General features: G+C 60.0%; 22 protein-coding genes. 12 read left to right on the top strand and 10 right to left on the bottom strand.

Annotation, left to right across the window (positions count from 1 at the left end; translation table 11 throughout):
* From IOD40_RS03885 to IOD40_RS03870, 4 genes are all read right to left on the bottom strand, one after another.
* Positions 1–978 carry a VOC family protein gene (locus IOD40_RS03885; RefSeq protein ID WP_198474543.1) on the bottom strand — a complete coding sequence of 326 codons (978 nt, stop codon included), beginning with the start codon at positions 976–978 and terminating at the stop codon, positions 1–3.
* Positions 979–1,072: 94 nt separating this feature from the next.
* Positions 1,073–1,963 carry an NAD(P)-dependent oxidoreductase gene (locus IOD40_RS03880; protein ID WP_198474541.1) on the bottom strand — a complete coding sequence of 297 codons (891 nt, stop codon included), beginning with the start codon at positions 1,961–1,963 and terminating at the stop codon, positions 1,073–1,075.
* Between the two features lie 33 nt (positions 1,964–1,996).
* The gene (locus IOD40_RS03875; RefSeq protein ID WP_198474540.1) at positions 1,997–2,914 is read right to left on the bottom strand and encodes a methylenetetrahydrofolate reductase; all 918 of its coding nucleotides are present in this window, start codon (positions 2,912–2,914) and stop codon (positions 1,997–1,999) included.
* A 199-nt stretch (positions 2,915–3,113) separates the two neighbouring features.
* The gene (locus IOD40_RS03870; RefSeq protein WP_198474538.1) at positions 3,114–3,575 is read right to left on the bottom strand and encodes a DUF3237 domain-containing protein; all 462 of its coding nucleotides are present in this window, start codon (positions 3,573–3,575) and stop codon (positions 3,114–3,116) included.
* 111 nt (positions 3,576–3,686) lie between these two features.
* Here IOD40_RS03870 and IOD40_RS03865 point away from each other — a divergent pair, with 111 nt between their 5' ends.
* From IOD40_RS03865 to ggt, 3 genes are all read left to right on the top strand, one after another.
* Positions 3,687–5,399 carry a thiamine pyrophosphate-requiring protein gene (locus IOD40_RS03865; protein WP_198474536.1) on the top strand — a complete coding sequence of 571 codons (1,713 nt, stop codon included), beginning with the start codon at positions 3,687–3,689 and terminating at the stop codon, positions 5,397–5,399.
* A gap of 65 nt (positions 5,400–5,464) precedes the next feature.
* Positions 5,465–6,343, top strand: a complete 879-nt coding sequence (locus tag IOD40_RS03860) for an amidohydrolase family protein (RefSeq protein WP_198474534.1) — start codon at positions 5,465–5,467, stop codon at positions 6,341–6,343.
* A gap of 79 nt (positions 6,344–6,422) precedes the next feature.
* Complete coding sequence (gene ggt, locus IOD40_RS03855) at positions 6,423–8,162, top strand: gamma-glutamyltransferase (protein WP_198474532.1); 1,740 nt, start codon at positions 6,423–6,425, stop codon at positions 8,160–8,162.
* Here the strand turns inward: ggt and IOD40_RS03850 are convergent.
* Together IOD40_RS03850 and IOD40_RS03845 are read right to left on the bottom strand one after the other, a co-directional pair.
* Positions 8,159–9,619: an amidase gene (locus tag IOD40_RS03850; protein WP_198474530.1), complete on the bottom strand. Its 1,461-nt coding sequence runs from the start codon at positions 9,617–9,619 to the stop codon at positions 8,159–8,161. The two genes, ggt and IOD40_RS03850, sit on opposite strands and share 4 nt — an antisense overlap.
* 103 nt (positions 9,620–9,722) lie before the next feature.
* Positions 9,723–11,759: an acetoacetate--CoA ligase gene (locus tag IOD40_RS03845; protein WP_198474528.1), complete on the bottom strand. Its 2,037-nt coding sequence runs from the start codon at positions 11,757–11,759 to the stop codon at positions 9,723–9,725.
* A 99-nt stretch (positions 11,760–11,858) separates the two neighbouring features.
* Here IOD40_RS03845 and IOD40_RS03840 point away from each other — a divergent pair, with 99 nt between their 5' ends.
* Both IOD40_RS03840 and IOD40_RS20170 read left to right on the top strand, forming a co-directional pair.
* Positions 11,859–12,626, top strand: a complete 768-nt coding sequence (locus IOD40_RS03840) for a hydroxypyruvate isomerase family protein (protein WP_198474526.1) — start codon at positions 11,859–11,861, stop codon at positions 12,624–12,626.
* 158 nt (positions 12,627–12,784) lie between these two features.
* Positions 12,785–12,910: a hypothetical protein gene (locus IOD40_RS20170; RefSeq protein ID WP_267905054.1), complete on the top strand. Its 126-nt coding sequence runs from the start codon at positions 12,785–12,787 to the stop codon at positions 12,908–12,910.
* Positions 12,911–12,933: 23 nt separating this feature from the next.
* On the opposite strand, the gene IOD40_RS03835 is transcribed toward IOD40_RS20170, so the two are convergent.
* The 4 genes from IOD40_RS03835 to IOD40_RS03820 all read right to left on the bottom strand — a co-directional run bounded on the left by IOD40_RS03835 (position 12,934) and on the right by IOD40_RS03820 (position 16,754).
* Complete coding sequence (locus IOD40_RS03835; RefSeq protein WP_198474524.1) at positions 12,934–13,956, bottom strand: sulfate/molybdate ABC transporter ATP-binding protein; 1,023 nt, start codon at positions 13,954–13,956, stop codon at positions 12,934–12,936.
* Entirely contained in the window at positions 13,956–14,837 is an 882-nt protein-coding gene (gene cysW, locus IOD40_RS03830; protein ID WP_198474522.1) for a sulfate ABC transporter permease subunit CysW, read from the bottom strand. The genes IOD40_RS03835 and cysW (IOD40_RS03830) overlap by 1 nt, the downstream gene beginning before the upstream one ends.
* A gap of 2 nt (positions 14,838–14,839) precedes the next feature.
* Positions 14,840–15,661 carry a sulfate ABC transporter permease subunit CysT gene (gene cysT / locus IOD40_RS03825; protein ID WP_198474520.1) on the bottom strand — a complete coding sequence of 274 codons (822 nt, stop codon included), beginning with the start codon at positions 15,659–15,661 and terminating at the stop codon, positions 14,840–14,842.
* A 91-nt stretch (positions 15,662–15,752) separates the two neighbouring features.
* Positions 15,753–16,754: a sulfate ABC transporter substrate-binding protein gene (locus IOD40_RS03820; protein ID WP_198474518.1), complete on the bottom strand. Its 1,002-nt coding sequence runs from the start codon at positions 16,752–16,754 to the stop codon at positions 15,753–15,755.
* A gap of 367 nt (positions 16,755–17,121) precedes the next feature.
* Between IOD40_RS03820 and IOD40_RS03815 the strand changes: the two genes are divergently transcribed.
* From IOD40_RS03815 to IOD40_RS03785, 7 genes are all read left to right on the top strand, one after another.
* Positions 17,122–18,141 (top strand): sulfate ABC transporter substrate-binding protein, encoded by a 1,020-nt coding sequence (locus IOD40_RS03815; RefSeq protein ID WP_198474516.1) that lies wholly within the window; start codon positions 17,122–17,124, stop codon positions 18,139–18,141.
* Between the two features lie 61 nt (positions 18,142–18,202).
* Positions 18,203–19,042, top strand: a complete 840-nt coding sequence (cysT, locus tag IOD40_RS03810) for a sulfate ABC transporter permease subunit CysT (protein ID WP_198474514.1) — start codon at positions 18,203–18,205, stop codon at positions 19,040–19,042.
* Complete coding sequence (gene cysW / locus IOD40_RS03805) at positions 19,035–19,928, top strand: sulfate ABC transporter permease subunit CysW (RefSeq protein WP_198474512.1); 894 nt, start codon at positions 19,035–19,037, stop codon at positions 19,926–19,928. Before cysT (IOD40_RS03810) ends, cysW (IOD40_RS03805) begins: the two co-directional genes overlap by 8 nt.
* Before the next feature lie 10 nt (positions 19,929–19,938).
* On the top strand, positions 19,939–21,024 hold the full coding sequence (locus tag IOD40_RS03800; RefSeq protein WP_198474510.1) for a sulfate/molybdate ABC transporter ATP-binding protein: 1,086 nt from the start codon (positions 19,939–19,941) through the stop codon (positions 21,022–21,024).
* Between the two features lie 252 nt (positions 21,025–21,276).
* Complete coding sequence (locus IOD40_RS03795) at positions 21,277–22,509, top strand: 3-methyl-2-oxobutanoate dehydrogenase (2-methylpropanoyl-transferring) subunit alpha (protein WP_198474508.1); 1,233 nt, start codon at positions 21,277–21,279, stop codon at positions 22,507–22,509.
* A gap of 307 nt (positions 22,510–22,816) precedes the next feature.
* Positions 22,817–23,830: an alpha-ketoacid dehydrogenase subunit beta gene (locus IOD40_RS03790; protein WP_198474506.1), complete on the top strand. Its 1,014-nt coding sequence runs from the start codon at positions 22,817–22,819 to the stop codon at positions 23,828–23,830.
* A 3-nt stretch (positions 23,831–23,833) separates the two neighbouring features.
* Positions 23,834–25,180: a dihydrolipoamide acetyltransferase family protein gene (locus IOD40_RS03785; RefSeq protein ID WP_198474504.1), complete on the top strand. Its 1,347-nt coding sequence runs from the start codon at positions 23,834–23,836 to the stop codon at positions 25,178–25,180.
* The last annotated feature ends 4 nt before the right edge of the window (positions 25,181–25,184 follow it).

Raw genomic sequence — 25,184 nt, 5'->3', positions numbered from 1 at the left:
TCAAGCCTCCTTCTTCTGAACCGGCGGCGTGCCGTGAGTATGGAAAGTTTCAATTGTTTTTAGTCCCCAGGCCTGGCCGCGCTTGCGCTCGGCTTCGGTCCAGACGACCGGCTCCCAATCGGGAGCGAGGATCAGACGAGCACCGGCATTCGCCAGTTCGATGCGATTGCCGGCAGGCTCCCAGACGTAGAGAAAGAACGAGCCCTGGATCGCGTGCTTGTGCGGACCGGTTTCGATGTGGACGCCGTTCTCCAGGAAGATGTCGGCAGCACGCAGGATATCCTCGCGCTGATCCGTGGCGTAGGTGACATGATGCAGACGACCATCGCCGCCACCGCGCTCTTCGGAGCAGACCGTGTCGTAGGTCTTGTTGTTGCAGGAGAACCAGACACCACCGAGCCGACCATTATCCAGCTGGATCATCTCGGTGACGCGCGAGCCCAGGCAGGTCTCCATGAACTCGCGGAACTCACGAACATCCTCGCCCAGCAGATTGACGTGATCGAGCCGACGCGGAGAAACACCCTGCGCATGGAAGCGGCTGGCATTGTTCTTCAATGCCGGCTTGTCGGCATCATCCGGAACATAACGACGCGTGTCGTAGTAGATCTCGAAGATGTGGCCGAACGGATCTTCAAACTGGAAGGCCTTGTTGCCGCCATGGCCGATGTCGCCCTCGACCCAGCCGATCACCTTGTACTTCGAGGCCTCGATTGCCTTGACGCGGCGCTCTAGCGCCGCCTGCGATGAGCATCGATACGAGACATGACCGATGCCCGTCGTGTCAGATCGCGTCAGCTTCATCGAGTGGAATTCGTATTCATCCCAAGCGCGCAGATACGCGCTCGTCTCATCCTGACCCGAAAGCTTCAGGCCATAGACGCGCGTGAAGAAATCGAGGCTCTCCTCGAATTTGTCAGTGAAGACTTCCACATGCGCCAGATGCGCGATGTCATAGCAGGGCTCGGAACCGCTCATACGGCTTCTCCTCAAGGTCGGATTGGTTATCCTGACCTAGCCCTGAAGTGCGGCGGAGGCCAATCGAAAGGCCAATCCGCCCCATAAGTTTTAGCTACAAGCGAGTTTTAAGTGAGCCGAGAACATCATCAAGTGCGGACGCCAGATCGCCCTTGTTCTCGTCAACACGAACGCCCAGTTGACCGATTACGTCCTGCACAGATGCGATCGCCAGTCCCAATTGCTGCCCTGCGGCCAAGCCCAACTCAGCCTGTGTAGCTGCCGATTCGACCATTTCAGCCGCGCGGCGCACCCCGTGCTGGGTCACCCTCTCAAGCTGGTAGAGAGGAAAGTCCGGCCATCCCAGCTGCGGGAACGAGGCGGAAAGCGAGGCATAAATCTCATCGAAGCGTCCGGCTGCACGTGCAGCGAGAAGCGTCTGGACGGTGATTGCCTCAAGCCCCTTCACGAACATGGAACGGAGCATCTTGATTGACGTCGCCGCGCCAATCTCGTCGCCAGCGATCTTGAAATCGAAATTGAGCTTGGCAAAACTTGCCGCAAGGGAATTACAGGCCGGCCCCGCGAGAAGGACGGGCGTTTTGTGAAGCCGCGGAAAGACCGGAGCCATCACGGCCATATCGACATAAGTGGCACCGCCTTCTTCTACCAGTTTGGCAGATTCGATCTTGCGACCTGCGGATACCGAATTGATGTCGATATAAACCTGACCGGCCTTCAGAAGTCCGGCGACTGACTTTGCGGCATCAAGGCTGTCTGCTGCCGTCACGGCCGCGACAACCCAGTCCGCGTCAGCGACAGCTTCCTCGACATTCGAGCAAAGCGCCACTCCAAGCGAGGATGCAGCCTCGCGCAGCGAGGCCTCCTTCGGGGCATTGCTGCCCAAAAGGATATCGTATGCACAAAAAGCGAGACCACCCTCTTCACGCAGGGACTGCGTGAAGGCGCGGGCGGCCTCGCCGAATCCGACGAATGCTATTTTCATGATGTAATTATGCCGCCCGTGCTCAACTGTCGATCAAGCTACCGGCGTCGATCCACTGTTCTGATTGCACCATTCGGCGCTGGCTTTGATGCCGCCAAGCGGGAACACGTGGATCTGCGAGATCAGGCTATCCGGATTTTTGGTCTTGTAAGCCGCAATCTCGTTCAGAACGTCGGTAGGCTCGAACGGAACCATCAGCTTGGTAAGGTCCATCGCGCGACGCTGCAGAACGCGCAGCGATGGCCCGACGCCACAGGCAATAGCGAACTTGATCAGCGTCTGCAGCTTGGTCGGACCTGCGATACCGACGTGGATTGGCAACGTGACACCGTTGGCCTTGAGGCGCTCGGCCCACTCGATCACCGGCTGCGTTTCGAACGCGAACTGCGTTGCGATTGCCATCTCGGCGTCGGTGCGCTTCGAGAACTCCTGCTTCCACTTCACAGCAGCATCGACATTCGCCGTACCGCCATTCGGATCGATATCCTTATTGCCTTCCGGGTGACCGGCAATGTGCAGGCGCTTGAAGCCATACTGATCGAAAAGACCCGTCTCCATCAATTGCATGGAGTTGTCATAATCCCCGTGAGGCGTGGAGATACCGCCACCCAGAAGCAGAGCCTGGTCGATACCTGCATCATTAACGTAGCGCTTGATCCAGTCCTCAAGCGTATCGCGGCCCTTGATGATGCGTGCAGGGAAATGCGGCATCACCGTAAAGCCCTCATCGGTAATACGCTTGGCGGCCGCAACCATCTCTTCGATTGGAGTTCCGTCGATATGTGCGATGTAGACACGAGTGCCAGTGGGAAGAATCGCACGGAAATCGTCAACCTTCGCGGCCGTCCGCGGCATGACCTCGATGGAATATCCGGACAGGAAACCGGCAGCTTCCGGTGCGACGCCGCTGTCGCCACCATCCGAACGCTTGAACATATTTAGCAACGACACAGCTTCCTCCGCAGTCAGTTGAATGCGACCTGTATACAATAGGTACTAATTCGGCCGCAACTGCAATTCCGCCAGATGTAGAAATCGTAGCAGCGCGAACCGCTTTTTTCACCGTTTGACAGGTTTGGCTGCACGGGACGCCCTGAAAGACGACATGCCATGTCGTTGCCGCTCCAAAGGATCCTAATGATCCCGCCGATCAGACCACTTCGTAGACGGATATGCGAACGCTCGATGCCTCCCGCGCGCCGGTACCGACAAAAATGGTGGTGTTGATCCAGCGGTAACGGGCGTCGCCCGTCTCGAACTGCGGCTGGGTACGCATATAGTAAAGGCTCGGATCGACGTCCTCTCCGCGCCCAACCGCCGCCAAGACCTCAGCCGGACCACGCCGATAGCCGAAATTGCGAATATCGATCAGTGCGCCGTCGTCGGTCTCCATTGTGTATCGGGTATCGAGTTCCGCGCTGCCATCCGCGAACACGGTCTGCCAGTCAGCACCCAGGTTGAGAATCTTGCCGTTTACCCGCTCGCCGGTGACGGTTCCGCCGATGATCGGAATGATGCGGCGTTTGCCGCCCCTGCCATCGCCAAGCTCCATCGGCTTGCCTAACTGGGCGACAACGTCACAGAAATGGATAAGCTTGGGCTGCACGAGCATCTGATCCTCCGTAAAATTCCAGCACGCTAGTTGGCGCATGAATTGTATGCAACCCTTGCGGCCAGTCGGCAAAGCTGTTTCATACGCGTGTAGCCAGGTAAAGGAGGTACCATGCTGCAGAATCGTTCGAGAGAGCTTTCGCAGATGACCGCGGGGGCCGCGCTTTTCACCCGACTGAAGGCGCTCGGCGTCGACTATGTCTTCTGCAATTCCGGAACGGATTTTCCTCCCATCATTGAGGGTCTGGCCGAGGCGTCAGCCAAAGACCTCGACCTGCCTGAAGCAATTGTCATCCCGCATGAGCACGCGGCGATGGGCATGGCCCATGGCTATTATTTTGCTACAGGCAAGGCACAGGCAGTCATTCTTCATACGAATGTCGGCCTCGCGAACGGATCTATCGGCGCCATCAACGCTGCCGTTGATCAGGTGCCAATGCTGCTGATGTCCGGCCGAACCCCTGTCATGGAAGGCGGCCGCTTCGGCGCCCGGACGGTTCCGATCGGCTGGGGACAGGAGATGCGAGATCAGACCGCACTCGTGCGGGAGGCCTGCAAGTGGGACTATGAGCTGAAGTTCCCGGAGCAAATCGGCCCCCTGCTCGACCGGGCCCACGCCATCGCGAACTCTCTGCCGAAGGGTCCCGTTTATCTGAGCCTTCCTCGGGAAGTGCTGTGTGAACCAACGTCTTCGGAAGGCTTGAGTGAACCTGCGACAGTTCAACCAACCTCCGTTGCGCCGAACCCCTCTTCTATTGCCGAGGCGGCAAAGCTACTCGCCAGCGCGCAGGCACCGCTGATCATTGCTCAACGTGGTGCAGGCAGCGACGCCGGCTTCATCGCTCTGGCTCAACTAGCTGAAGAGTGGTCCATCCCAGTCTGCCAGTGGTGGGCGGTTGCCACAGCGATCGCCAGCGAGCATCCCTGCAACGTCGGGGCCGATCCTCTGCCTTGGATTGAAGAAGCAGACGTCATCCTGGTCATCGACAGCCTTGCGCCCTGGTCCCCGGATGTCCACCAGCCGCGCAAGGACGTGAAGGTCGTTCACCTTGGACCAGACCCGCTGTTCACGCGCACGCCTGTTCGAACCTTCCGCTCTGATGTCTCGATAGGCTGCGCCACTGCTGACGGACTGATCGAGCTGGAAGAGGCGATGCGCCCGCTTCTCAGCCGCCACGTCAACGCTCGCATGCGGCGTAAGGAACTGCTTGCCAGCCGCGTCAGGGAGGTCCGCGCGAAGATTGAAAAGTCAGCCGCTCCAAGCTACCCGATGAGCAAGGCCTACGTCTCGAAATGCCTGTCGGACGCCATTGCCGGCAAAGGTGCGTCAGTCCTTTCTGAACTCGGTGCCCCCTTGGCGCCGATCAATCTGGACCGTCACAATTCATGGCATCAGGAACCCCATGCAGGCGGTTTGGGGTGGTCGTTCCCGACCGCTCTTGGGATGCAGCTTGCTGATCGTACCAAACTCATCGTCGCAACGATGGGCGACGGCTCGTACATGTTCTCGAACCCCGTCGTCTGCCATCAGATCGCCGAAGCGCTCGGGCTGCCGATCCTGGTCGTGATCGTCAACAACAGCGAGTGGGCCGCCGTCCGCTATTCGGTCCTCGACCTTTACCCCGACGGATACGCTGCCAAGGCAAACCAGATGCCCCTCACTTCGCTGCAGCCGAGCCCGGATTTTACGAAGGTTGCGCAGGCGAGCCGCGCCTGGACCATCAAGGTCGATCAACCGGATAAGCTGTCGGAGGCCTTCACCGAAGCGATCCGCCACATCGAGACAAATCGCACCCTTGCCCTCGTGGAAGTCACGATCGGATGAGTTGACACAAACCTTCGACTGTATACAACCAGCACCGAAAACTAGCCGCACGGGAGGAGCCCGCTATGAACCTCGACGAACTCGTCGCCATTGATTTTCACACGCACGCAGAGGAACCCTGCTGTGGTCCACGTGATGACGGCTATGACGAATTCCAGGCGGCGATGGCGAAGTATTTCCGCAATCCGGCTGGCGCGCAGGGCATGCTGCCCACCATCCCGGAAACGGCAGCCTACTACCGCGAACGCAAGATCGCCGCTGTCATCTTCGCCGTCGACTGCGAGCGTGAGGTCGGCTTCCGCCGCTACGCCAACGAAGAGATCGCAGAAGTTGCCGCTGAAAACAGCGACATCCTGATCCCGTTCGCATCGATCGACCCGGCAAAGGGCAAGGTCGGCGCACGCGAAGCCCGTCGCCTGATCCGCGATTACGGCATCAAGGGCTTCAAGTTCCACCCGACCATGCAGGGTTTCTACCCGAACGATCGTATGGCCTATGACCTCTACGAAGCCATCGCCGAGGAAAACTGCATCGCGCTGTTCCACACCGGCCAGACCGGCGTTGGCAACGGCATGCGCGGCGGCATGGGCATGCGCCTGAAGTTCTCGCACCCGATGTATCTCGACGACGTCGCCGTCGACTTCCCGGACATGCCGATCATTCTCGCGCACCCGTCCTTCCCGTGGCAGGAAGAGGCGCTCTCGGTCGCAACGCACAAGCCGAACGTCTATATCGACCTCTCCGGCTGGTCGCCGCGCTATTTCCCACCGATCCTCGTTCAGTACATCAACACGATCCTCAAGCATAAGATGCTGTTCGGTTCCGACTGGCCGGCAATCACGCCGGATCGCTGGCTCTCGGACTTCGCTCAGCTCGAAATCCGTGAAGAAGTCGTGCCGCTGGTTCTCAAGGAGAACGCGGCCAAGCTGCTGAACCTCAAGTAAGCAGCGCTGGCTCCGGCCAGCCATCTACGCCATACTCCTCCTGTCATGCTGGATTTCCACGCGGCAGGAGGAGACGGCGATGAACTTTTTCCCTCACCTGAGATCAAGCGGCCTCGCGCTCTTATGCGCCACCTTCGCCGCGACTTACGCGGTTGCGCAGGACCGGCCGCAACCTGAAGCGACGACGGCCATCGCCGAAAAATCGTCCGTCTCCGCCAAAGATTTCATGATCGCGACCGCGCATCCGCTCGCCACCGAAGCGGGACATGCGGTGCTGGCTAGCGGCGGCACAGCGGCCGATGCTGCGGTTGTCGTCCAGACGATGCTCGGCCTCGTCGAGCCGCAAAGCTCGGGCCTCGGCGGCGGCGCGTTCTTTGTCTATTTCGACGCCGAAACCAGCGATATCACCACCTACGATGCCCGCGAAACCGCGCCCAAGGCCGCGACCGACACATATTGGCTGAATGCCGATGGTACAGCCATGGACTTTGCAACAGCCGTCATTGGCGGACGCTCAGCCGGCGTTCTAGGCACCCCAATGCTGCTCGAAACCTTTCATCGCGACCACGGCAGCCTAGACTGGGCCGAGCTGATGCAGCCCGCAATCCAGACCGCGACCGAAGGCTTTGAGGTCAGCCCGCGCCTTGCCAAGGCCGTCGCGGATGCCAAGGGCCTCGACACCTTCATAACCACTGCCGATTATTTTCTCCCCGGCGGCAAGCCGATCGCGGAAGGTTCCACGCTCAAGAACCCCCCCTATGCGCAAACGCTCGAGCTTTTCGCCAAAGAGGGCGCCGCGCCGTTCTATACAGGCGAGATTGCGCGCGACATTGTCGCGGCGCTGACCACCAACATCAATCCAACCCTCCTGACCGCCGAGGATCTTGCGTCCTACAAGGTCGTCAAGCGCGAGCCGATCTGCGCCGACTATCGCGGTTATGACGTCTGCGGCATGGGCCCGCCAAGCTCGGGCGCGCTCGCCGTCGGCCAGATGCTCGGCATGCTCTCCAACTTCGACCTCGCAGCGATGGAAGACGGCGCAGCGTTTCGCCATCTCTTCGCCGAAGCTTCTCGCCTCGCCTTCGCCGATCGCGGCCTCTATGTCGCCGACAGCGATTTTGTCGATATCCCTGACGGCCTGCTCGACGCAGCCTATCTCACTGAGCGAGCCAAACTGATCGATCCGGCAAAATCGATGGGCGTTGCCAACGCCGGCACACCGCCCGGCCTCAGCGACGATAACCTGACGCCCGATGGCGAGCGCCCGCGAAAGGGTACCTCGCACTTCGTCATCGTCGACAAGGCGGGCAACATGCTGTCGGCCACGACCACCATCGAGAGCGGCTTTGGCAACCGCGTCATGACTCGCGGCTTTCTGCTCAACAACGAGCTGACCGACTTTGCCTTTACGCCAGAGGCCAACGACGCCCCGGTGGCAAACCGCGTTGAACCCGGCAAGCGCCCGCGCTCGTCCATGTCGCCGACCATCGTGTTGCGTAATGGCAAGCCGGTGCTTTTGACCGGAAGCCCTGGCGGCGCTGCGATCATCGACTACACAGCGCTGTCGCTGATCGCGATCCTTGATTGGGGCATGGACCCGCAGGAGGCGATCGACCTTCGCCATGTCACCAATCTTAACGGCCGCACAAGCGTCGAGGAAGGCGAAGGCGCAGAAGAGCTTGCAGCCGAACTTACCGCGCTCGGCCACGAGGTCGCCATCGCCAACCTCAATTCCGGCCTGCATATCATCCAGATCACCGACGAGGGCCTGATCGGTGCCGCCGACAAGCGCCGCGAAGGCACGGTGATGGGCGACTAGTGGCGACAGGAAGGTGGCGGCACCGCGCCGCCAACAACCTGACCGACGAGCTTTGCAAGAGCGATCGTCTCGCGGTCGCGCAGATAAGACCCGATGATTTGCATGCCGACCGGCAAGCCGGCATCGGTGAAGCCAGCCGGCGCCATCGTCGCCGGAAGATAAGACAGCGACGCTGGCCCCGCCCAGAAGAACTGGTCGCGAAAGAACGTCTCTTCGCCGTTGACCGTAAGCTTGCGCACCTGTCGCGGCGTCTTCGTATCGCGCACATAGGCTGCGGTTGCCGCCATCGGCATGATGATGAGGTCGAAGCGTTCGAAGAACGTCTTCCACGCCGCGCGAATGAGATTGCGCTCCTTGTGAGCCTGAAACCACTGCTGGCGGCTCCACACCGCAGCCCGTGCCATCATCGCGTCATAGCCGTCGTCATCGTCGGCATAGGAGGCGGCCAGCTCGCGAAAGCGCACATGCTTGGCATCGTCATCTGCCGCCGCCATCGCGCTGCGCAACAGCTGCATGAACAGGCGATGCGCCCGCGCAAAGTCGATCTCCGGACGGGCTTCGAAATCGAAGACGACGCCACGCTCGGCCAGCTTGGCAATCGCAACGGTCAACACGTCGACCACGCTTTGATCAACCTTCGATACCGGCGAATCCAGCATCACCGCGACCCGCAGCGAGGACGGCGCAATCTTGCGCGGTTGTGGCAGATCCAGCTTCCACGCCGTGCCATCTTCTCCCTCCGGCCGCGCCAGTATGTCGAGCACGAATTCGAGATCATCGGCGTTGCGTGCCAAAGGACCGAGCACGTTGATGTCGACGCCCGGCTCATCTGCGCGCGGCGCGTGACCATCCTGCGGCACGAGACCGAAGCTCGGCTTGTGGCCAAAGATGCCGCAATAATGCGAAGGGTTGCGGATCGACCCGCCAATGTCGCTGCCGACATCAAATGTTGTCAAACCCGCCGCGACAGCCGCTGCTGCACCACCTGATGAACCACCTGGCGATCGCGACAGATCCCACGGATTCTTCGTTTCGCCATAGACGTCATTGAACGTCTGCCAGTCGCTGATCATCCAGGGAATATTGGTCTTGCCCATGATGATCGCGCCGGCATCGACCAGCGCTTTCGCCACCGCCGAATTTTGCTTCGGATAATTGTCTCGCAGCGACGGCTCACCCCAGGTCGTCGGCAGGCCTTCGACGTCAAAGCTTTCCTTGAGCGTGATCGGCACGCCGTGCAGCGGCCCCCAGTTCTCGCCGCGCGCCAGCGCCGCATCCGCCTCGACCGCACGCGCCCTCGCCCGCTCGAAATCAGTGGCGACGAGGGCGTTCAGATCAAGGTTCAGCCGCGCGATGCGGGCAAGATAGGTATCGAGCACCTCGACGCTCGAAATCTCCCCAGCTGCGATCCTCTGCGCCGTCTGGCGTGCAGACATGGCGAAAACGTCAAAACCCACATCATCCTCCCATGCAGGCAAAACCGTACGTCGCCCCGCCTCCTCGCAAGGTCGACACCAGAAAAAATGCGCCGCAATTTTCACTGCGGCGCATTTTAGGATCTTACTTCGTTTCGTTGGCGAGGCTGCCGTACATGCTCTCGCCCTTTTCGGCCAATCGCTTGGCGGCAAAGTCGACGAACCATTCCATCGCCTTTGGATCGCGCATCGCATCGGCGCTGTAGGCCTTGGCCACCGGCCAACCCATCAGCATCTTGCGCACCGGCACTTCCATCTTCTTGCCGGTCAGCGTGTACGGCGTCAGCGGTACGGCGTGCACTTCGTCCGGCACGTGGCGCGGGCTGCGCTCTTCGCGCAGGCGCTTGCGGATCGCCTTATCGAGCGCCTCGTCAAAGACAACGCCCTCCTTCAGCTGCACGAACAGCGGCATGTAGAACCCACCATTCGGCTCCTCGATGCAGACAATCAGGCTGTCCTCGATCTCTTCCATGCCCTCAAGGGTACGGTAGATCTCGGCCGAGCCGATACGCACGCCAAAACGGTTCAGCGTCGAGTCCGAACGACCGTAGACGAAGCAACCGCCCCGGCTATTAATTTTCATGAAGTCGCCGTGACGCCAGATACCCGGATAGGTGTCGAAATACGCTTCCTTGTACTTCTTGAACTCGCTATCGCCCCAGAAGAACAGCGGCATGCTCGGCATCGGGCTGGCAACAACCAGTTCGCCTACCTCGTCGACCATCGAATTGCCGGCGTCGTCAAACACCCGAACGTCGATGCCGAGGCATGGAGCCTGAATTTCTCCGGCGTAAACCGGCTGTGTCGGCGTTGCGCCGACAAGGCCACAGCAGAACTCGGTGCCGCCCGACTGGGAGGTGACCCAGAGGTCTTCCTTCACCGCATCGTAGAGCCACTTGAAGCTTTCCGGCGTGGCGGGAGAACCTGCCAGCATGATGCTTTCGATCGCATCGAGATCGAAACGCTCCTTCGGCACGATGCCATGCTTGCGCATGTTCTCGACGAAGGTTGGGCTCGCACCGAACGAGGTCGTCTTGGTGTCGGCAGCGAGCTTCCAGAGCAGGTCCGGACCCGGATAGGTCGGGCTACCGTCGTAGAGAACGACGCTGCCGCCCACGAGCGGGCCCCACATCAGCGAGTTCCACATCACCCAACCGGTGGTCGAGTAGAAGAACATGCGCGAGTCCGCATTGAGGTTCAGGTGAAAGACCGCCGACTTGTAGTGTTCCAGAATGATGCCGATGTGGCTCTGAACGATCGCCTTCGGCAGACCGGTCGTGCCCGACGAGAACAGGATCCACAGCGGATGGTCGTGCGCGACGCGCTCGTAGCGGAAGTCTTCGCGCGCAACGACTGCATCGTTCAGCACATCGCTGAAAAGCGTCACGCTCTTTCCGTCGAACGAAGGCGCGCCTTCATCGCTCAGATAGTCAAGCCAGATCACCTGCTCGAGGCTTGAGAGGCCATCAACGATGTCGGCGACTTCCTTGCGACGCGAAAAGTCCTTGCCGGCAAAACGGTAGCCGTCAGCGGCAAACAGCACCTTCGGCGCAATCTGCGAGAAACGGTCGGCAACAGTGCCGACGCCAAATTCCGGCGCAGCCGAGGACCATATTGCCCCAACCGCCGTCACGGCCAGCATCGCTGCCATCGTCTCCGGAATGTTCGGCATGTAGGAGACCACGCGATCGCCAGGCACAACGCCCATTGCGCGCAGCCGGGTCGCGATCTTGCGGGTCATGTCGCCCAGCTCGCGCCACTTCATGCCTGCCAGTTCACGCGTCTCGGACAGATGGTGTACAACCACCTTCTCGGGATCGTCGCCTTCGTGACGCAGGATGTGCTCGGCGTAGTTGACGCGGGCACCGACAAACCACTGCGCGCCCGGCATCTCGCGCTTGACGAGAACGCTCTCATAGGGCGTGTCGGAGATGACCTCAAAATAGTCGTAGATTGCGGCCCAGAAGGCCTCGATCTCCTTGGCGGACCAGATCTGCAATTCGCGGTAGTCGGCGAAATCGAGGCCCCGCTCATCTCTCAGCCAACGGATGAATGCCGCAACTCCCGTTGCCTCCTTGAAGGCATCGCTGCCTTCCCACAGGAAATCACCTTCCTTGACCATTCACCCCTCCTCAGAATGTATACAATTCAGATCGTGGGCCTGTAATACTCGCCTTCAGCGGGGCGGTCCACTGGCACCGTAAAATTAATGGAGGATAGGATGCCACGCTTCTCGATCAACGTTTCGATGATGCTGCAGGAGCACGCATTTCTTGACCGGTTCCAGGCCGCTGCGGATCTTGGCTTCAAAGGGGTCGACATTCAGTTTCCCTATGAGTTTTCTGCCGAAGAGATCTTCGAGCGGGCGCAGCGCGCGGCAGTGGAGATCGTCCTCATCAATGTTCCGGCTGGCGACCTTATCAAAGGCGGTAACGGACTTGCGTGTGTTCCGGGTCGGGTAGCGGAATTCGCTGACGCGGTCGCCAAGGCCAGGTCCTATGTCGAGATCCTTGGCTGCAAGCGCGTCAACGTCCTGATGGGCCTGGTGCCTGAAGAAATTACCCAGCAGGAGGCGGAGTACACCTTCGTGCATAACCTTCGTTTGGCTGCCGATACATTTGCGCCAATGGGAGTGACCGTGATGACGGAGCCCTGCAACCAGCGTGATGTACCGCGCTATTTGGCAAGCAGGACCGAGCACGCCATCGCGCTGCTTGATCTGGCAGAGCGCCCATACCTCGCAATTCAATTCGACTTCTATCACCGCCAGGTCACGGAAGGGAATTTGATCGAAGGGTTCCTCTCAGCCCTGCCCCGCATCGCGCACCTACAATTTGCAGACAATCCCGGTCGCCACGAACCGGGCACAGGCGAGATAGCCTATGAGCATATATTCGCTGCCATTGATGCGTCCGGCTACACCGGCTGGGTTGGTGCCGAGTATCGCCCAAGCAAGGAAACTTCATCCACTCTTCACTGGATGAAGTGAACGCGGCACGCCGAACCAAACGACTTTTCGTGCATTAGTGCGGATGATGCCGACGCATACGCCTCGGCAACCCGCGCGAAAAAACTCGTGCAAAGCGTGAAAAAAGGAAATCGACAAAGTCTACCAATTTTGTAGACTGAGCTGGAAACGGAGGTCCCATGGCCCATTCTGAAAGCTCAAGACGTCTGCCTCGCCACGCATATTCAGCTGGTGTCCTCAGCTACTTTGCATTTGCACTGGCTGTTGGTTTCGCAATTGCGGTGGTGTTCGGCCTTCTTGGCTGACAATGAAATTCTCCCTATCCGCGTCACGAACGCGGATAGGCATTGCCTTGCAGAACCTGCACGAAGCCACGATCCCCTGACGCAGCGCGCGTGCTAACCGGCACATCAAGTTCAAGGGTTTCACCATTTTCTGTCCGCACCAGAAAACGACGACCCTCCGGGCGATCGATCACGCGGATTACGCTAACTGGAATTCCTTCGCCCGTCGCGGACCAGCTCAAATCGCCGGGGCGGGCAAGAATGTCGACCGGTCCATCGACCACCCCGGGCGCGGTTAGGCGCGCACCAGGGAGATCTACTACACCATTTACCGCAGTGGCTGCGATCCGGTTCGTGTCGCCCAGAAACTTCATGACAAAGGCCGAGTTTGGCTCACGGCACACCTGTTCTGGCGTGCCCTCCTGAACAATCGCCCCCTGATCGAGGATGACGACGCGGTCAGCAAGGTCGAGCGCTTCCTCCTGGTCATGCGTTACGAACAGGGTCGTGATGCCCAGCTCGTCATGAATTTCGCGCAGCCAGCGTCGAAGATCATGACGTACATTCGCATCCAGTGCGCCGAACGGCTCGTCAAGGAGCAGCACCTTTGGATCGACGGCGAGCGCCCGCGCAAGTGCAACGCGCTGTTTCTGCCCGCCCGAAATCTGGCTCGGAAAGCGGTCGTTCAAACCTTCAAGCTTGACCAGACGGAGCAGATCGTTGACCCGATCCGTGATCTCTTGCTTCGACCGCGCCTTCTTTGACACCTTCATCCCGAAGGCGATGTTCTCGCCGACTGTCATGTGCGGGAACAAAGCATAGTGCTGGAACACGAAACCAACACCGCGCTCGCGGACCGGAATGTTGGTAGCATCCTCATCGCCAAAATAGATCGCCCCCTGATCGGCGAATTCCAGCCCGGCCACCATGCGAAGGATCGTTGTCTTGCCCGAACCCGAAGGCCCCAGCAGCGCCACCAATTCGCCGCTGCCGATCTCCAGCGAGACCCCGCGCACCGCGCGAAACGTGTTGAATTCCTTGACTACATTCTCGAGAACGATCTTCATTACGTTCCAACCTTGTTGGCTGCGAGTGCGGGCCGGCCCGCACGCCCTGCTCCCTGTCGTTCAAGCAGAACCTTCGCGATGATGGTGAAGAGTGCCAGCACTGTCAGAATCGACGCGGCGGCGAACGCTCCCACCGTATTATAATCGTGATAGAGCAACTCAACGTGAAGGGGCAGCGTGTTGGTCTGCCCGCGTATCTTGCCCGACACAACCGAGACAGCACCAAACTCCCCCATAACGCGTGCGTTGCAGAGCACCACGCCGTAAAGCAACGCCCAGCGGATATTGGGAAGCGTCACCGTAAGGAACGTGCGCCATCCGGATGCGCCCAGTGACGTAGCGGCTTCTTCCAGTTCGCGACCTTGGGCTTGCATCAGCGGGATCAACTCGCGCGCCACAAACGGTGCGGTGACGAACATCGATGCCAGCACAATTCCAGGCAGGGCAAACAGAACCTTCACATCCGCCGCCTGCAGCGCGGGTCCGAACAGCCCCTGAAGACCGTAGACGAAGAGATAGGCAACACCGGCAACAATCGGCGAAACCGAGAAAGGTATCTCGATGACGATCAGCAGGAAGCGCTTGCCCCAGAAGTCGAACTTCGTAATCGCCCATGCCGCGGCAATACCGAACGCCGTGTTGATTGGAACCGCAAGTAGCGCCGTTGCCACGGTCAGGTAGATGGCATGGCGCGTATCCGGATGCGAAATCGTCTCCGCGAAATGACCTAAGCCCAGCGAAAACGCTTGCGAGAAAATCACCAGAAGCGGCGCAAGAACAAGAAGTGTCCCGAAGATGAGGACGAAGCCGATGAGCGCGCGCCTGATACCAGGGCGGTCGCCCACCCGTGGCGGTGTGCTGGCGGAGTGATGGACCATCATCTTCAGCTCCTCACCGTGTAGCGCAAAGCGCGCGCTTGCAAATAGTTGGTCACGGCCAGCATCACAAATGCGGCGAAGAGCATGACGGATGCGATCGCCGCCGCTCCCTGATAGTTGTATTCTTCAAGCCTTATAAAGGCGAGCAGCGAGGTAATTTCGGTCGAGTTCGGCCGATTTCCGGCGATGAAGATGACAGCACCGAATTCGCCAAGACTTCGAGCAAATGAGAGCGAAAGACCAGCCAGAAGCGCAGGCGTAAGAAGAGGAAGGATCACACGCCGGAAAATGCTCCAGTCAGAACCGCCGAGTGATTGGGCCGCCTCTTCAAGCGCAGGATCCAGATCTTCCAGAACCGGCTGCACAGTCCGGACGACGAACGGCAGGCTCGTAAAGAACATCGCTATCATGATGCCGAGAGGCGTGTAGACGACCGTGATCCCGATATTCGCGAGCGCGGATCCGAGCCAGCTGTTTTGCGCGAACATTGCTGTCAGTGCGATGCCTGCAACCGAAGTTGGCAATGCAAATGGCAAATCCACGATCGCGTCGACCAGACGTTTTCCCGGGAAATCGTAGCGCACCAACACCCAGGCCAGGGCGAGGCCGAAGATCAGATTGGCGAGGGTTGCGCCAAGCGCGCTCAGCACGGTAATGCGATAGCTAGCAACAGCACGTCCCGACGAGATGATCCGCCAATAATCCTCTGGCCCCAGGCTCGCCGCCTTGAATATCAATGCGCCGATCGGCAATGCGACGATCAAGGTGACGTAGAAAAGCGTAATTCCTAGCGACAGTGGGAAACCGGGCAATACGCGGCGTCTCAAAAGCTGCCCCCTTCCATGGCGCGTGGCGTCATCATCATAAAGGAACCGGCGGGATATCCCCACCGGTCATCACTACATTGATTTGTGAAACTTAGCGCTCGCCATAGATCTGGTCGAGTACGGCACCTGAGGCAAAGTGCTCCTCGCCGATCTTCTCCCAGCCACCAAAAACGTCCTCGACAGTCACGAGCCTGATTTCAGGAAACTGGTCCGCAAACTCGGCCTTGACCTTCTCATCGTGGACGCGATTGCCGTGCTGAGCCAGAATACGTTGTCCCTCTTCGGAATAGAGAAAGTTCAGATAGTCGTTGGCGAGCTGGGTCGACCCACGCTTTTCTGCAACCTTGTCAACAATCGCGACCGGGAATTCCGCGAGCAGGCTGACCGAAGGCACCACAGAGTCGAACCTGTCGACGCCGAATTCTCTGGCAATGCCGCGCGTTTCTGCCTCGAACGTGATGATGACGTCGCCGATCTCGCGCTCAACGAATGTCGTAGTGGCAGCGCGACCGCCCGTATCGAACACCGGAACGTTGTCGAAGATCTTGCCGATAAACTCACGCACCTTCTCCTGATCGCCATCGAAAGCCTCAAGCGCATAGGCGGTCGCGGCAAGATAGGTGTAACGCGCATTTCCCGACGTCTTCGGGTTCGGGAAGATCACCTGCACATCGTCGCGGGCAAGATCGTCCCAATCCTTGATGTCCTTCGGGTTTCCAGCGCGAACGAGGAAGGATGGGAAGGAATAGTAGGGCGAAGCATTGTTTGGAAATTCGCTCTGCCAGTCGCCTGACACGAAGCCCTGCTTCACCAGAAAGTCGATGTCGGAAACCTGATTGAAGGTCACAACATCGGCTTCAAGACCTTCGGAAATCGCTCGTGCCTGCGCCGAGGAGCCGCCATGGGACTGATCAATGGTCACGTCGCGCTCGGTCGAGGTCTTGTAAGCCGGAACAAAGGCTTTATTGACCGCAGCAAACAGTTCCCGCCCGATGTCATAGGAAGAGTTCAGAATCTTGTCGGCTGTCTGGGCTTGGACAGGCGCAGAGGCCAGAGCGGCTAGCGCGGCAGTAACGAGAAGAAGACGTTTCATGACAGCTCCCTGCGGGCGAATGGATCGGATCCGTATCGAAAGAAGATAGTCGCAAACACCTATCCGGTTGAGGCATGTGCATTCAGCAGGAAGACGATCGACGGAATTTGGTTCCAGTTTACATCCGCTGGTAGAACATCATTCTAATATTGACAAAAGCGCGGAACAGCGGGCCGGCGTCTTCCGTTTTGCGATCCAAGGATGACGGCGTTCCAGATCTTTACGCACAAACGCGGAAAATCGTTGTCGCGATCTTCCGTGACAGGGAACAGAAAATACAATCAGGCGGGGAAGTTTAACGGTTTCGAAGCGCAGCAAACGGAAGCGAAGCCTCTAGAGTAATCATGTTTCTGACAGGAGGGACGACATGAGCCTCAACCGAACTTCCTTTATCGTGGCCGCAACAATTGCAGTCTCCGCTCAGCTTGGCGCAATCTCTGCAGCTTCGGCTCAAGATGCGCTAACCAACGTTTCATACGATCCGACCCGCGAACTCTATCGCAAATACAATGCCGCGTTCGCAAAGCACTGGCAGGAGAAAACCGGAAAAGACGTCACCGTGAGCGCAACGCATGGCGGGTCCGGCTCTCAGGTGCGCACTGTCATTGATGGCCTTCCGGCCGATGTCCTTACCCTGGCGCTCGCAAGCGATATCCTCGCCGCGCAGGAAGCAGGATTGATCGACGAAGGATGGCAAAGTGAATTTCCCAAGAACTCTTCGCCCTATTACTCGACGATTGTTTTTCTCGTTCGCAGTGGCAATCCGAAGAACATCAAGGATTGGAACGACCTGATAAGGGACGATATCGAGGTCATCACGCCAAATCCTAAAAGCTCGGGCGGTGCACGCTGGAACTATCTGGCGGCATGGGCTTATCAACTTGAGCGAAGCGGAGGCGACGAAGGGGCTGCGAAAGAGTTCGTAGGTCAACTTTTCGCGCGCGTTCCAGTGCTGGACAGTGGCGCGCGAGGTTCGACGAACACGTTCGTCAAGAACGGTCTTGGTGACGTCCTCCTTGCATGGGAAAACGAGGCCTTCCTGGCCATCGAAGAACTTGAGCCGGGCAGCGTGGAAATTGTCGTGCCGCCCCTTTCGATCCTTGCGGAACCGCCAGTGGCCATCGTTGACAAGAATGTCGATGAGCGAGGCACCCGAGAACTGGCGAAGGCATATCTGGACTATCTCTACAGCCCGGAAGGTCAAAAAATCATCGCCTCCAGTTACTACCGCCCGCAATATCCCGAACACGCTGCGGAAGAGGACGTGAAGCGCTTTCCAGATCTAAAGCTCGTCACGATCGACGACACATTCGGGGGCTGGGCGGAAGCGCAAAAGAAGCACTTCGCCGACGGCGGCATCTTCGATCAGATTTATTCCAGCAACTAGGAAGATTGTGCGGTTGGGGGGTGTCTCACTCCTCAACTGCAGCTGAGAGGGGTCCCCGTTCATGACGACACTGCGCTTTCGCGAGCCAAGCATCATACCGGGGTTCCGGCTGACCTTCGGCTTCACGATATTCTATTTGATGATCATCGTGCTCATCCCGATTGCCGGGCTGTTCCTGAAAACATTTGAACTCGACTGGCAGACCTTCACCGAGATCGTCACCGGCCCTCGCTTTCTTGCAGCGTTGCGGCTCAGCTTCGGCGCATCGCTGCTTGCCGCCGCGTTCAACGCTGTGATCGGCGTGCTCGTCGCCTGGGTCCTGGTGCGTTACGGCTTTCCCGGCAAGCGTGCGCTGGACGCGATGGTCGACCTGCCCTTCGCGCTGCCCACCGCTGTCGCCGGCATTGCGCTTGCCTCGATCTATTCGCCCAATGGCTGGATCGGCAGCCTCGTTGCGCCCAATGGCTGGCGCATCGCCTATACGCCGCTCGGCATCTGGATCGCACTGGTCTTCATAGGCCTGCCCTTCGTGGTGCGCTCGGTGCAGCCAGTCCTGCAGGACTTTTCCAAGGAGATCGAGGAAGCATCCGCCACGCTCGGCGCATCGCGTGAGCAAACAATTCGCCGCGTGATCCTGCCGGCGCTGCTTCCAGCCATCCTCACCGGCTTTTCGCTCGCCTTTGCGCGTGCCGTTGGTGAATATGGCTCAGTGATTTTCATCGCAGGAAACCTGCCGCGCCAGACCGAAATCCTGCCGCTTTTGATCGTCTTTCGGCTGGAAGAGTTCAACTACGCCGCCGCAGCCGCCATCGCCGCAGTGATGCTGCTCGCATCTTTCGCGATCCTGCTCGCGATCAACCTCATTCAGGTTTGGAGTCAGAGGAGGTTCGGCAATGGCTGACGCCGTCTTTCACGCAACGCGAAACGATCGCGCGCTTGCCTTCCGCTCACCCGTCACCGAACCGCGTAACTTCCGACTTGTCGCGATCGGGCTGACGCTGGTTCTTCTAGCGGTCTTCCTGCTCTTGCCGCTCGCTGCCGTCTTCGTTGAAGCCTTCCGCTTTGGCATCGCCAAATATCTCGAGGTCTTCAGCAATCCCGACGCTCTGGCAGCAATCAAGCTGACCTTGCTCATCGCGCTGATCGCCGTGCCCTGCAACCTCGTCTTCGGCATCGCGGCGGCGTGGGCTATCGCAAAGTATCGCTTCCCCGGACGCGCCTTCCTGATCTCGCTGATCGACCTGCCCTTCTCGGTCTCGCCGGTCGTCGCCGGTCTTGTCTACATCCTGCTGCTCGGCTCCAACTCCGCCGTTGGTGGCTGGTTGCTCGAAGATTTCGGCATCCGCGTCATCTTCGCGGTACCGGGCGTGGTGCTGGCAACGATCTTTGTCACCTTCCCATTCATCGCTCGCGAGCTCATCCCGCTGATGCAGGATCAGGGCAATGGCGATGAGGAAGCGGCGATATCGCTTGGTGCGTCGGGTTGGCAGGCGTTCTGGTACGTGACGCTGCCCAACGTGAAATGGGCGCTGCTTTACGGCGTTCTTCTCTGCAACGCCCGCGCCATGGGCGAGTTCGGCGCTGTCGCCGTCCTCTCCGGCAAGTTGCGCGGCGAGACGGTGACCATGCCGCTGCAGGTCGAGCTTTTCTACAACGAATACATGTCCGTCGCCGCGTTCAGCCTCGCCTCGGTTCTCGCAGGCCTCGCGCTGGTCACGCTTGTCGCAAAATCCTGGCTCGAGTGGCGCTTTGCCGACCAGCTCGCGACCGGCAGCAGAACTCATTGAGGAGAGAGCCATGGAACTTGGCATCCGCAACGTCCAGAAGGAATTCGGCGGCTTCACCGCGCTGAAAGACGTCTCGCTCGACATCCGCTCCGGCGAACTCATCGCCCTGCTCGGCCCCTCCGGCTCCGGCAAGACAACGCTCCTGCGCCTCATTGCCGGGCTCGATTTCCCAACTGGTGGCAACGTCTTCTTCGGCGACGAAGATGCGTCGCTGAAATCGGTCGGTGAGCGCAATGTCGGCTTCGTCTTCCAGCACTACGCGCTGTTCCGGCATATGACCGTCGAAGACAATGTCGCCTTCGGCCTGAACATCCGCCCCGCCGCAACGCGCCCGCCCAAACACGAGATTAAGCGCCGTGCGCTCGAGCTGCTCGACCTTGTCCAGCTCTCAGGTCTTGCCGGCCGCTACCCAAGCCAACTGTCTGGCGGCCAGCGTCAGCGTGTGGCGCTCGCCCGTGCGCTGGCGATTGAGCCGCGCGTTCTCCTCCTCGACGAACCGTTCGGTGCACTCGACGCACAGGTGCGGCGCGAGCTGCGCCGGTGGCTGCGCGAGATTCACGACGCGACTGGCCACACCACCGTCTTCGTCACCCACGATCAGGAAGAAGCGCTCGAACTTGCTGATCGCGTCGTCGTGATGAGCCAGGGCAAGATCGAGCAGGTCGGCACGGCCGATCAGGTCTATGACAACCCGGTCTCGCCCTTCGTCTATGGCTTCATCGGCGATTCCAGCGTGCTGCCGGTCCGTGTCGAGCACGGCGAAGTCTGGTTCGAAGACCGGAGTATCGGCCTCAAGGCGCACAACGTTCCGAGCGGCAGTGCCAAACTCTATTTCCGCCCGCACGACATCGAGCTTCTCGATGGTTGCGGCGGCTGCATTGCAGGCACGGCAGGCGTCAGCCGCCGCGTTGCTGGCACCAAACGGGTTGAACTCGCAATCGGCGGCGCGGGTCACCGCGTCGAGATCGAACTGCCGGTCGACCATCCTGCAGCCTCGCGCTCCCGCATCGCATTCCGCCCGCGCCGGTGGAAGCTGTTTCAGGATGATATAGAGGCTCCGAACGAAGTGGCATTGCCGCAGCCGGTCGCGGCCTGACAAAAATTCGCCTCCCAACTCGCGGACACGCCCCGTGGCCGCATTTTTTTGCAGCAATATTTGTTCGTTCTTTGCACGTCCGCAGCAATATCGGGAACGACAACTCCCCGATCATTGAACAGTTCGAAAAGGAAGTCGGCAAACGACCGCTTTTGCTTGATTGTCACCGCCATCTGCCCAGTTACCCCTCATAGACAAAGACGAAATCTTTGCATTAGCTGACGATAACGCATCGGCAGGCGAGGAGCGATCATGGCCGAAGCAGGCAGGCTGAGCCTTCACGTGCCGGAGCCGGAGGTGCGCCCCGGAGACACGCCCGACTTCTCGCACGTTCCCATTCCACGCGCAGGCAGCGTTGAGCGCCCGGCTGTTGACGTCGATGCGCGAGACATTCGCGATCTCGCCTATTCGATCATTCGCGTCCTAAATCGCAATGGCGAGGCGGTCGGTCCCTGGGCCGGCACACTCACCGACGACGAATTGCTCGCTGGTCTTCGCTACATGATGACGCTTCGCACCTTTGATGCGCGCATGCAGATGGCCCAGCGCCAGGGCAAGACCTCGTTCTACATGCAGCATATGGGCGAAGAAGCCGTCAGCTGCGCCTTCCGTCAGGCGCTCGAAGACGGCGACATGAATTTCCCGACCTATCGGCAAGCTGGCCTCCTCATCGCCGGCGGCTATCCGATGGTCGAGATGATGAACCAGATCTACTCCAACGAAGCCGACCCGCTGAAGGGCCGCCAACTGCCGATCATGTATTCGGCGAAAGACCACGGCTTCTTCTCGATCTCGGGCAATCTCGGCACCCAGTTCATTCAGGCGGTCGGCTGGGCAATGGCGTCTGCCATCAAGAACGATACCAAGATCGCCGCCGCCTGGATCGGCGATGGCTCGACCGCCGAGAGCGATTTTCACGCCGCGCTCGTCTTTGCTTCGACCTACCGCGCGCCGGTCGTTCTCAACATCGTCAACAACCAGTGGGCCATCTCGACCTTTCAGGGCATTGCGCGGGGCGGCTCAGGCACGTTTGCTGCGCGAGGCCTTGGCTTTGGCATTCCGGCGCTGCGGGTCGACGGCAATGATTACCTCGCCGTCCACGCCGTCGCCAAATGGGCCGCCGAGCGCGCGCGGCGTAATCTCGGCCCAACGCTGATCGAATACGTCACCTACCGCGTCGGGGCGCATTCCACCTCGGACGATCCGTCCGCCTATCGCCCTAAAACCGAATCCGACGCCTGGCCGCTTGGCGATCCTGTGATCCGGCTGAAAAACCACCTTATCGTGCGCGGTGTCTGGTCCGACGAGCGCCAAAAACAGACCGAGGCCGAAATCCTCGACACGGTCATCGCCGCACAAAAGGAAGCCGAACAGCACGGCACCTTGCATTCCGGCGGCAAGCCTTCCACCCGCGACATGTTCGAAGGCGTCTACGAACAAATGCCGCCGCATCTGCGGCGTCAACGCCAGCAGGCGGGGGTGTGAGGATGGGAAGCTTGGCATTCGTCATCGCCCCGTCCGGTCCTTCGGACCACCTCCCCCGTAAACGGGTGAGGATCTGCGTCGCGGCAGCGGGATCCTCCCCTGCAAAGCGGGGGAGGTGTCGCGAAGCGACGGAGGGGGCAACACCGCCCAGCAGCCCCTCACCTGCCTGCCGGCATCCTCTCCCCGTGAACGGGGCGAGGACCGACTGCCGCGACGTCTCCTCTTTCCCTTTTCCCCGCCAGCGGGGAGAAGGTGCCCGAAGGGCGGATGAGGGGCAGCGCCAACCTTCGATCACGGAGCACCGCCCATGCCACGCATGACGATGATCGAGGCAATCCGCTCAGCGATGGATGTGTCGATGGCGCGCGATGACAATGTTGTCGTCTTTGGCGAGGACGTTGGCTATTTCGGCGGGGTCTTCCGCTGCACCGCAGGTCTCCAGCAAAAATACGGCAACAGCCGGTGCTTTGACGCGCCGATCAACGAATCCGGTATTGTCGGCGCAGCGATTGGCATGGCCGCCTATGGCTTGCGTCCCTGCGTCGAAGTTCAGTTCGCCGACTATGTCTATCCGGCCTATGACCAGATCGTCTCGGAAGCTGCACGTCTGCGCTATCGCTCCAACGGCCAGTTCACCTGCCCGCTTGTCGTGCGCATGCCGACCGGCGGCGGCATCTTTGGCGGCCAAACCCACAGCCAGAGCCCGGAAGCTCTGTTCACCCATGTGTCGGGCCTGAAAGTTGTCGTGCCGTCGAACCCTTATGACGCGAAGGGTCTTCTAATCGCCGCGATCGAGGACCCCGACCCGGTGATCTTCCTTGAACCCAAGCGGCTCTATAACGGCCCGTTCGATGGCCATCACGACCGGCCCGTCACCGCATGGTCAAAACATCCGCTGTCGGAAACGCCGGATGGTCACTACACCGTCCCGCTCGGCAAGGCAGAAATCCGCCGCGAAGGGTCCGCTGTCACGTTGCTTGCCTACGGCACCATGGTCTATGTCGCGCAGGCCGCCGCCGACGATGCCGGCATCGACGCCGAAGTGATCGATCTGCGCACGCTTTTGCCGCTCGACCTCGACACCATCGTCGCCTCCGTCACCAAGACCGGGCGCTGCGTGATTGTGCATGAGGCAACGCTGACCTCCGGCTTTGGGGCAGAGCTTGCCGCGCTCGTACAGCAGCACTGCTTTTACAATCTCGAAGCGCCGATCGTGCGCGTGACCGGCTGGGACACGCCCTACCCGCATGCGCAGGAGTGGGATTATTTCCCCGGCCCCAAGCGCGTCGGCGAAGCGCTCATTCAGGTGATGGAGGCGTAAGAGATGGCCGAATTCATCATCAAGATGCCTGATGTCGGCGAAGGTGTCGCTGAGGCCGAACTCGTCGAATGGCACGTGAAGATTGGCGATATCGTCCGCGAAGACGCCATCCTCGCCGCCGTCATGACCGACAAGGCCACCGTCGAAATCCCATCGCCGGTCGAAGGCACAATTTCGTGGCTCGGCGCCGAAATCGGCGACACTGTCGCGGTGGGATCGCCGATCGTGAAGATTGATGTGTCGGGCGAGGTTGCTGTTGAGGCGGGGGGCGCCGATACCCCCACCCCTAACCCCTCCCCACAAGGGGGAGGGGAACTTTCGGTCGGGCCTGTAGCTGCCGAAGCGCCGAGTGCGCCTGCCCCGTCGAAAGCAGAGACAGCGACCGCAAAAACGGAATCCCCCTCCCCCTTGTGGGGAGGGGCTAGGGGTGGGGGTAACACCCTTTCCGCAAGCGCCAACGCCTCAGCCCATCGCCCCGAAGGTGAACGCCCACTGGCCTCTCCTGCCGTGCGCCTACGCGCAAAGGAAGCGGGCATTGACCTTCGCCGGGTCCACGGCTCCGGTCCTGCCGGACGCATCACGCATGACGATCTCGACCAGTTCTTTGCTCGCGGCCCGCAGCAGTCAGCGCCAGCCGGCAAGCAGCCGGATATGTCTGTCGAGGAGATCAAGGTCGTCGGGCTTCGGCGCAAGATTGCCGAGAAGATGGCGCGGTCCAAGCAGCGCATTCCGCACATCACCTATGTCGAAGAGGTCAATGTCGACGCGCTCGAAGACCTGCGCGCCCGGCTTAACGCGGAAAAGCGTGCGGATCGCCCGAGACTGACGATCCTGCCATTCCTGATGCGGGCGATGGTCAAGACGATTGCCGAGCAGCCGCAGATCAATGCGCTCTATGATGATGACGCCGGCATCATCCACCGCCATGGCGGGGTGCATATCGGCATTGCTGCGCAGACCCCATCCGGTCTCGTCGTGCCGGTCGTTCGCCATGCCGAGGCTCGCGATTTGTGGGACTGCGCCGTCGAAGTGAACCGCCTCGCTGATGCTGCGAAATCCGGCACGGCGACACGTGAGGAACTGTCGGGCTCGACCATCACCATCACCTCGCTTGGTGCCATGGGCGGTGTCGCGACGACGCCCGTCATCAACTACCCGGAAGTCGCGATCATCGGCGTCAACAAGATCATGGTGCGGCCCGTCTGGGATGGCGCGCAATTCGTGCCGGCCAAGATGATGAACCTGTCGTCGTCCTTTGATCATCGCGTCATCGACGGCTGGGACGCTGCCGTTTTCATCCAGCGCATCAAGGCGCTTCTGGAAACCCCTGCCCTGATCTTCGTGGAGTGAGGCG

This window comes from Aquamicrobium zhengzhouense (assembly GCF_016124105.1).
GTDB classification, from domain to species: domain Bacteria; phylum Pseudomonadota; class Alphaproteobacteria; order Rhizobiales; family Rhizobiaceae; genus Aerobium; species Aerobium zhengzhouense.
Note: the sequence above shows the minus strand (reverse complement) of the source record. Positions and strands in the feature narration are given on the sequence as shown.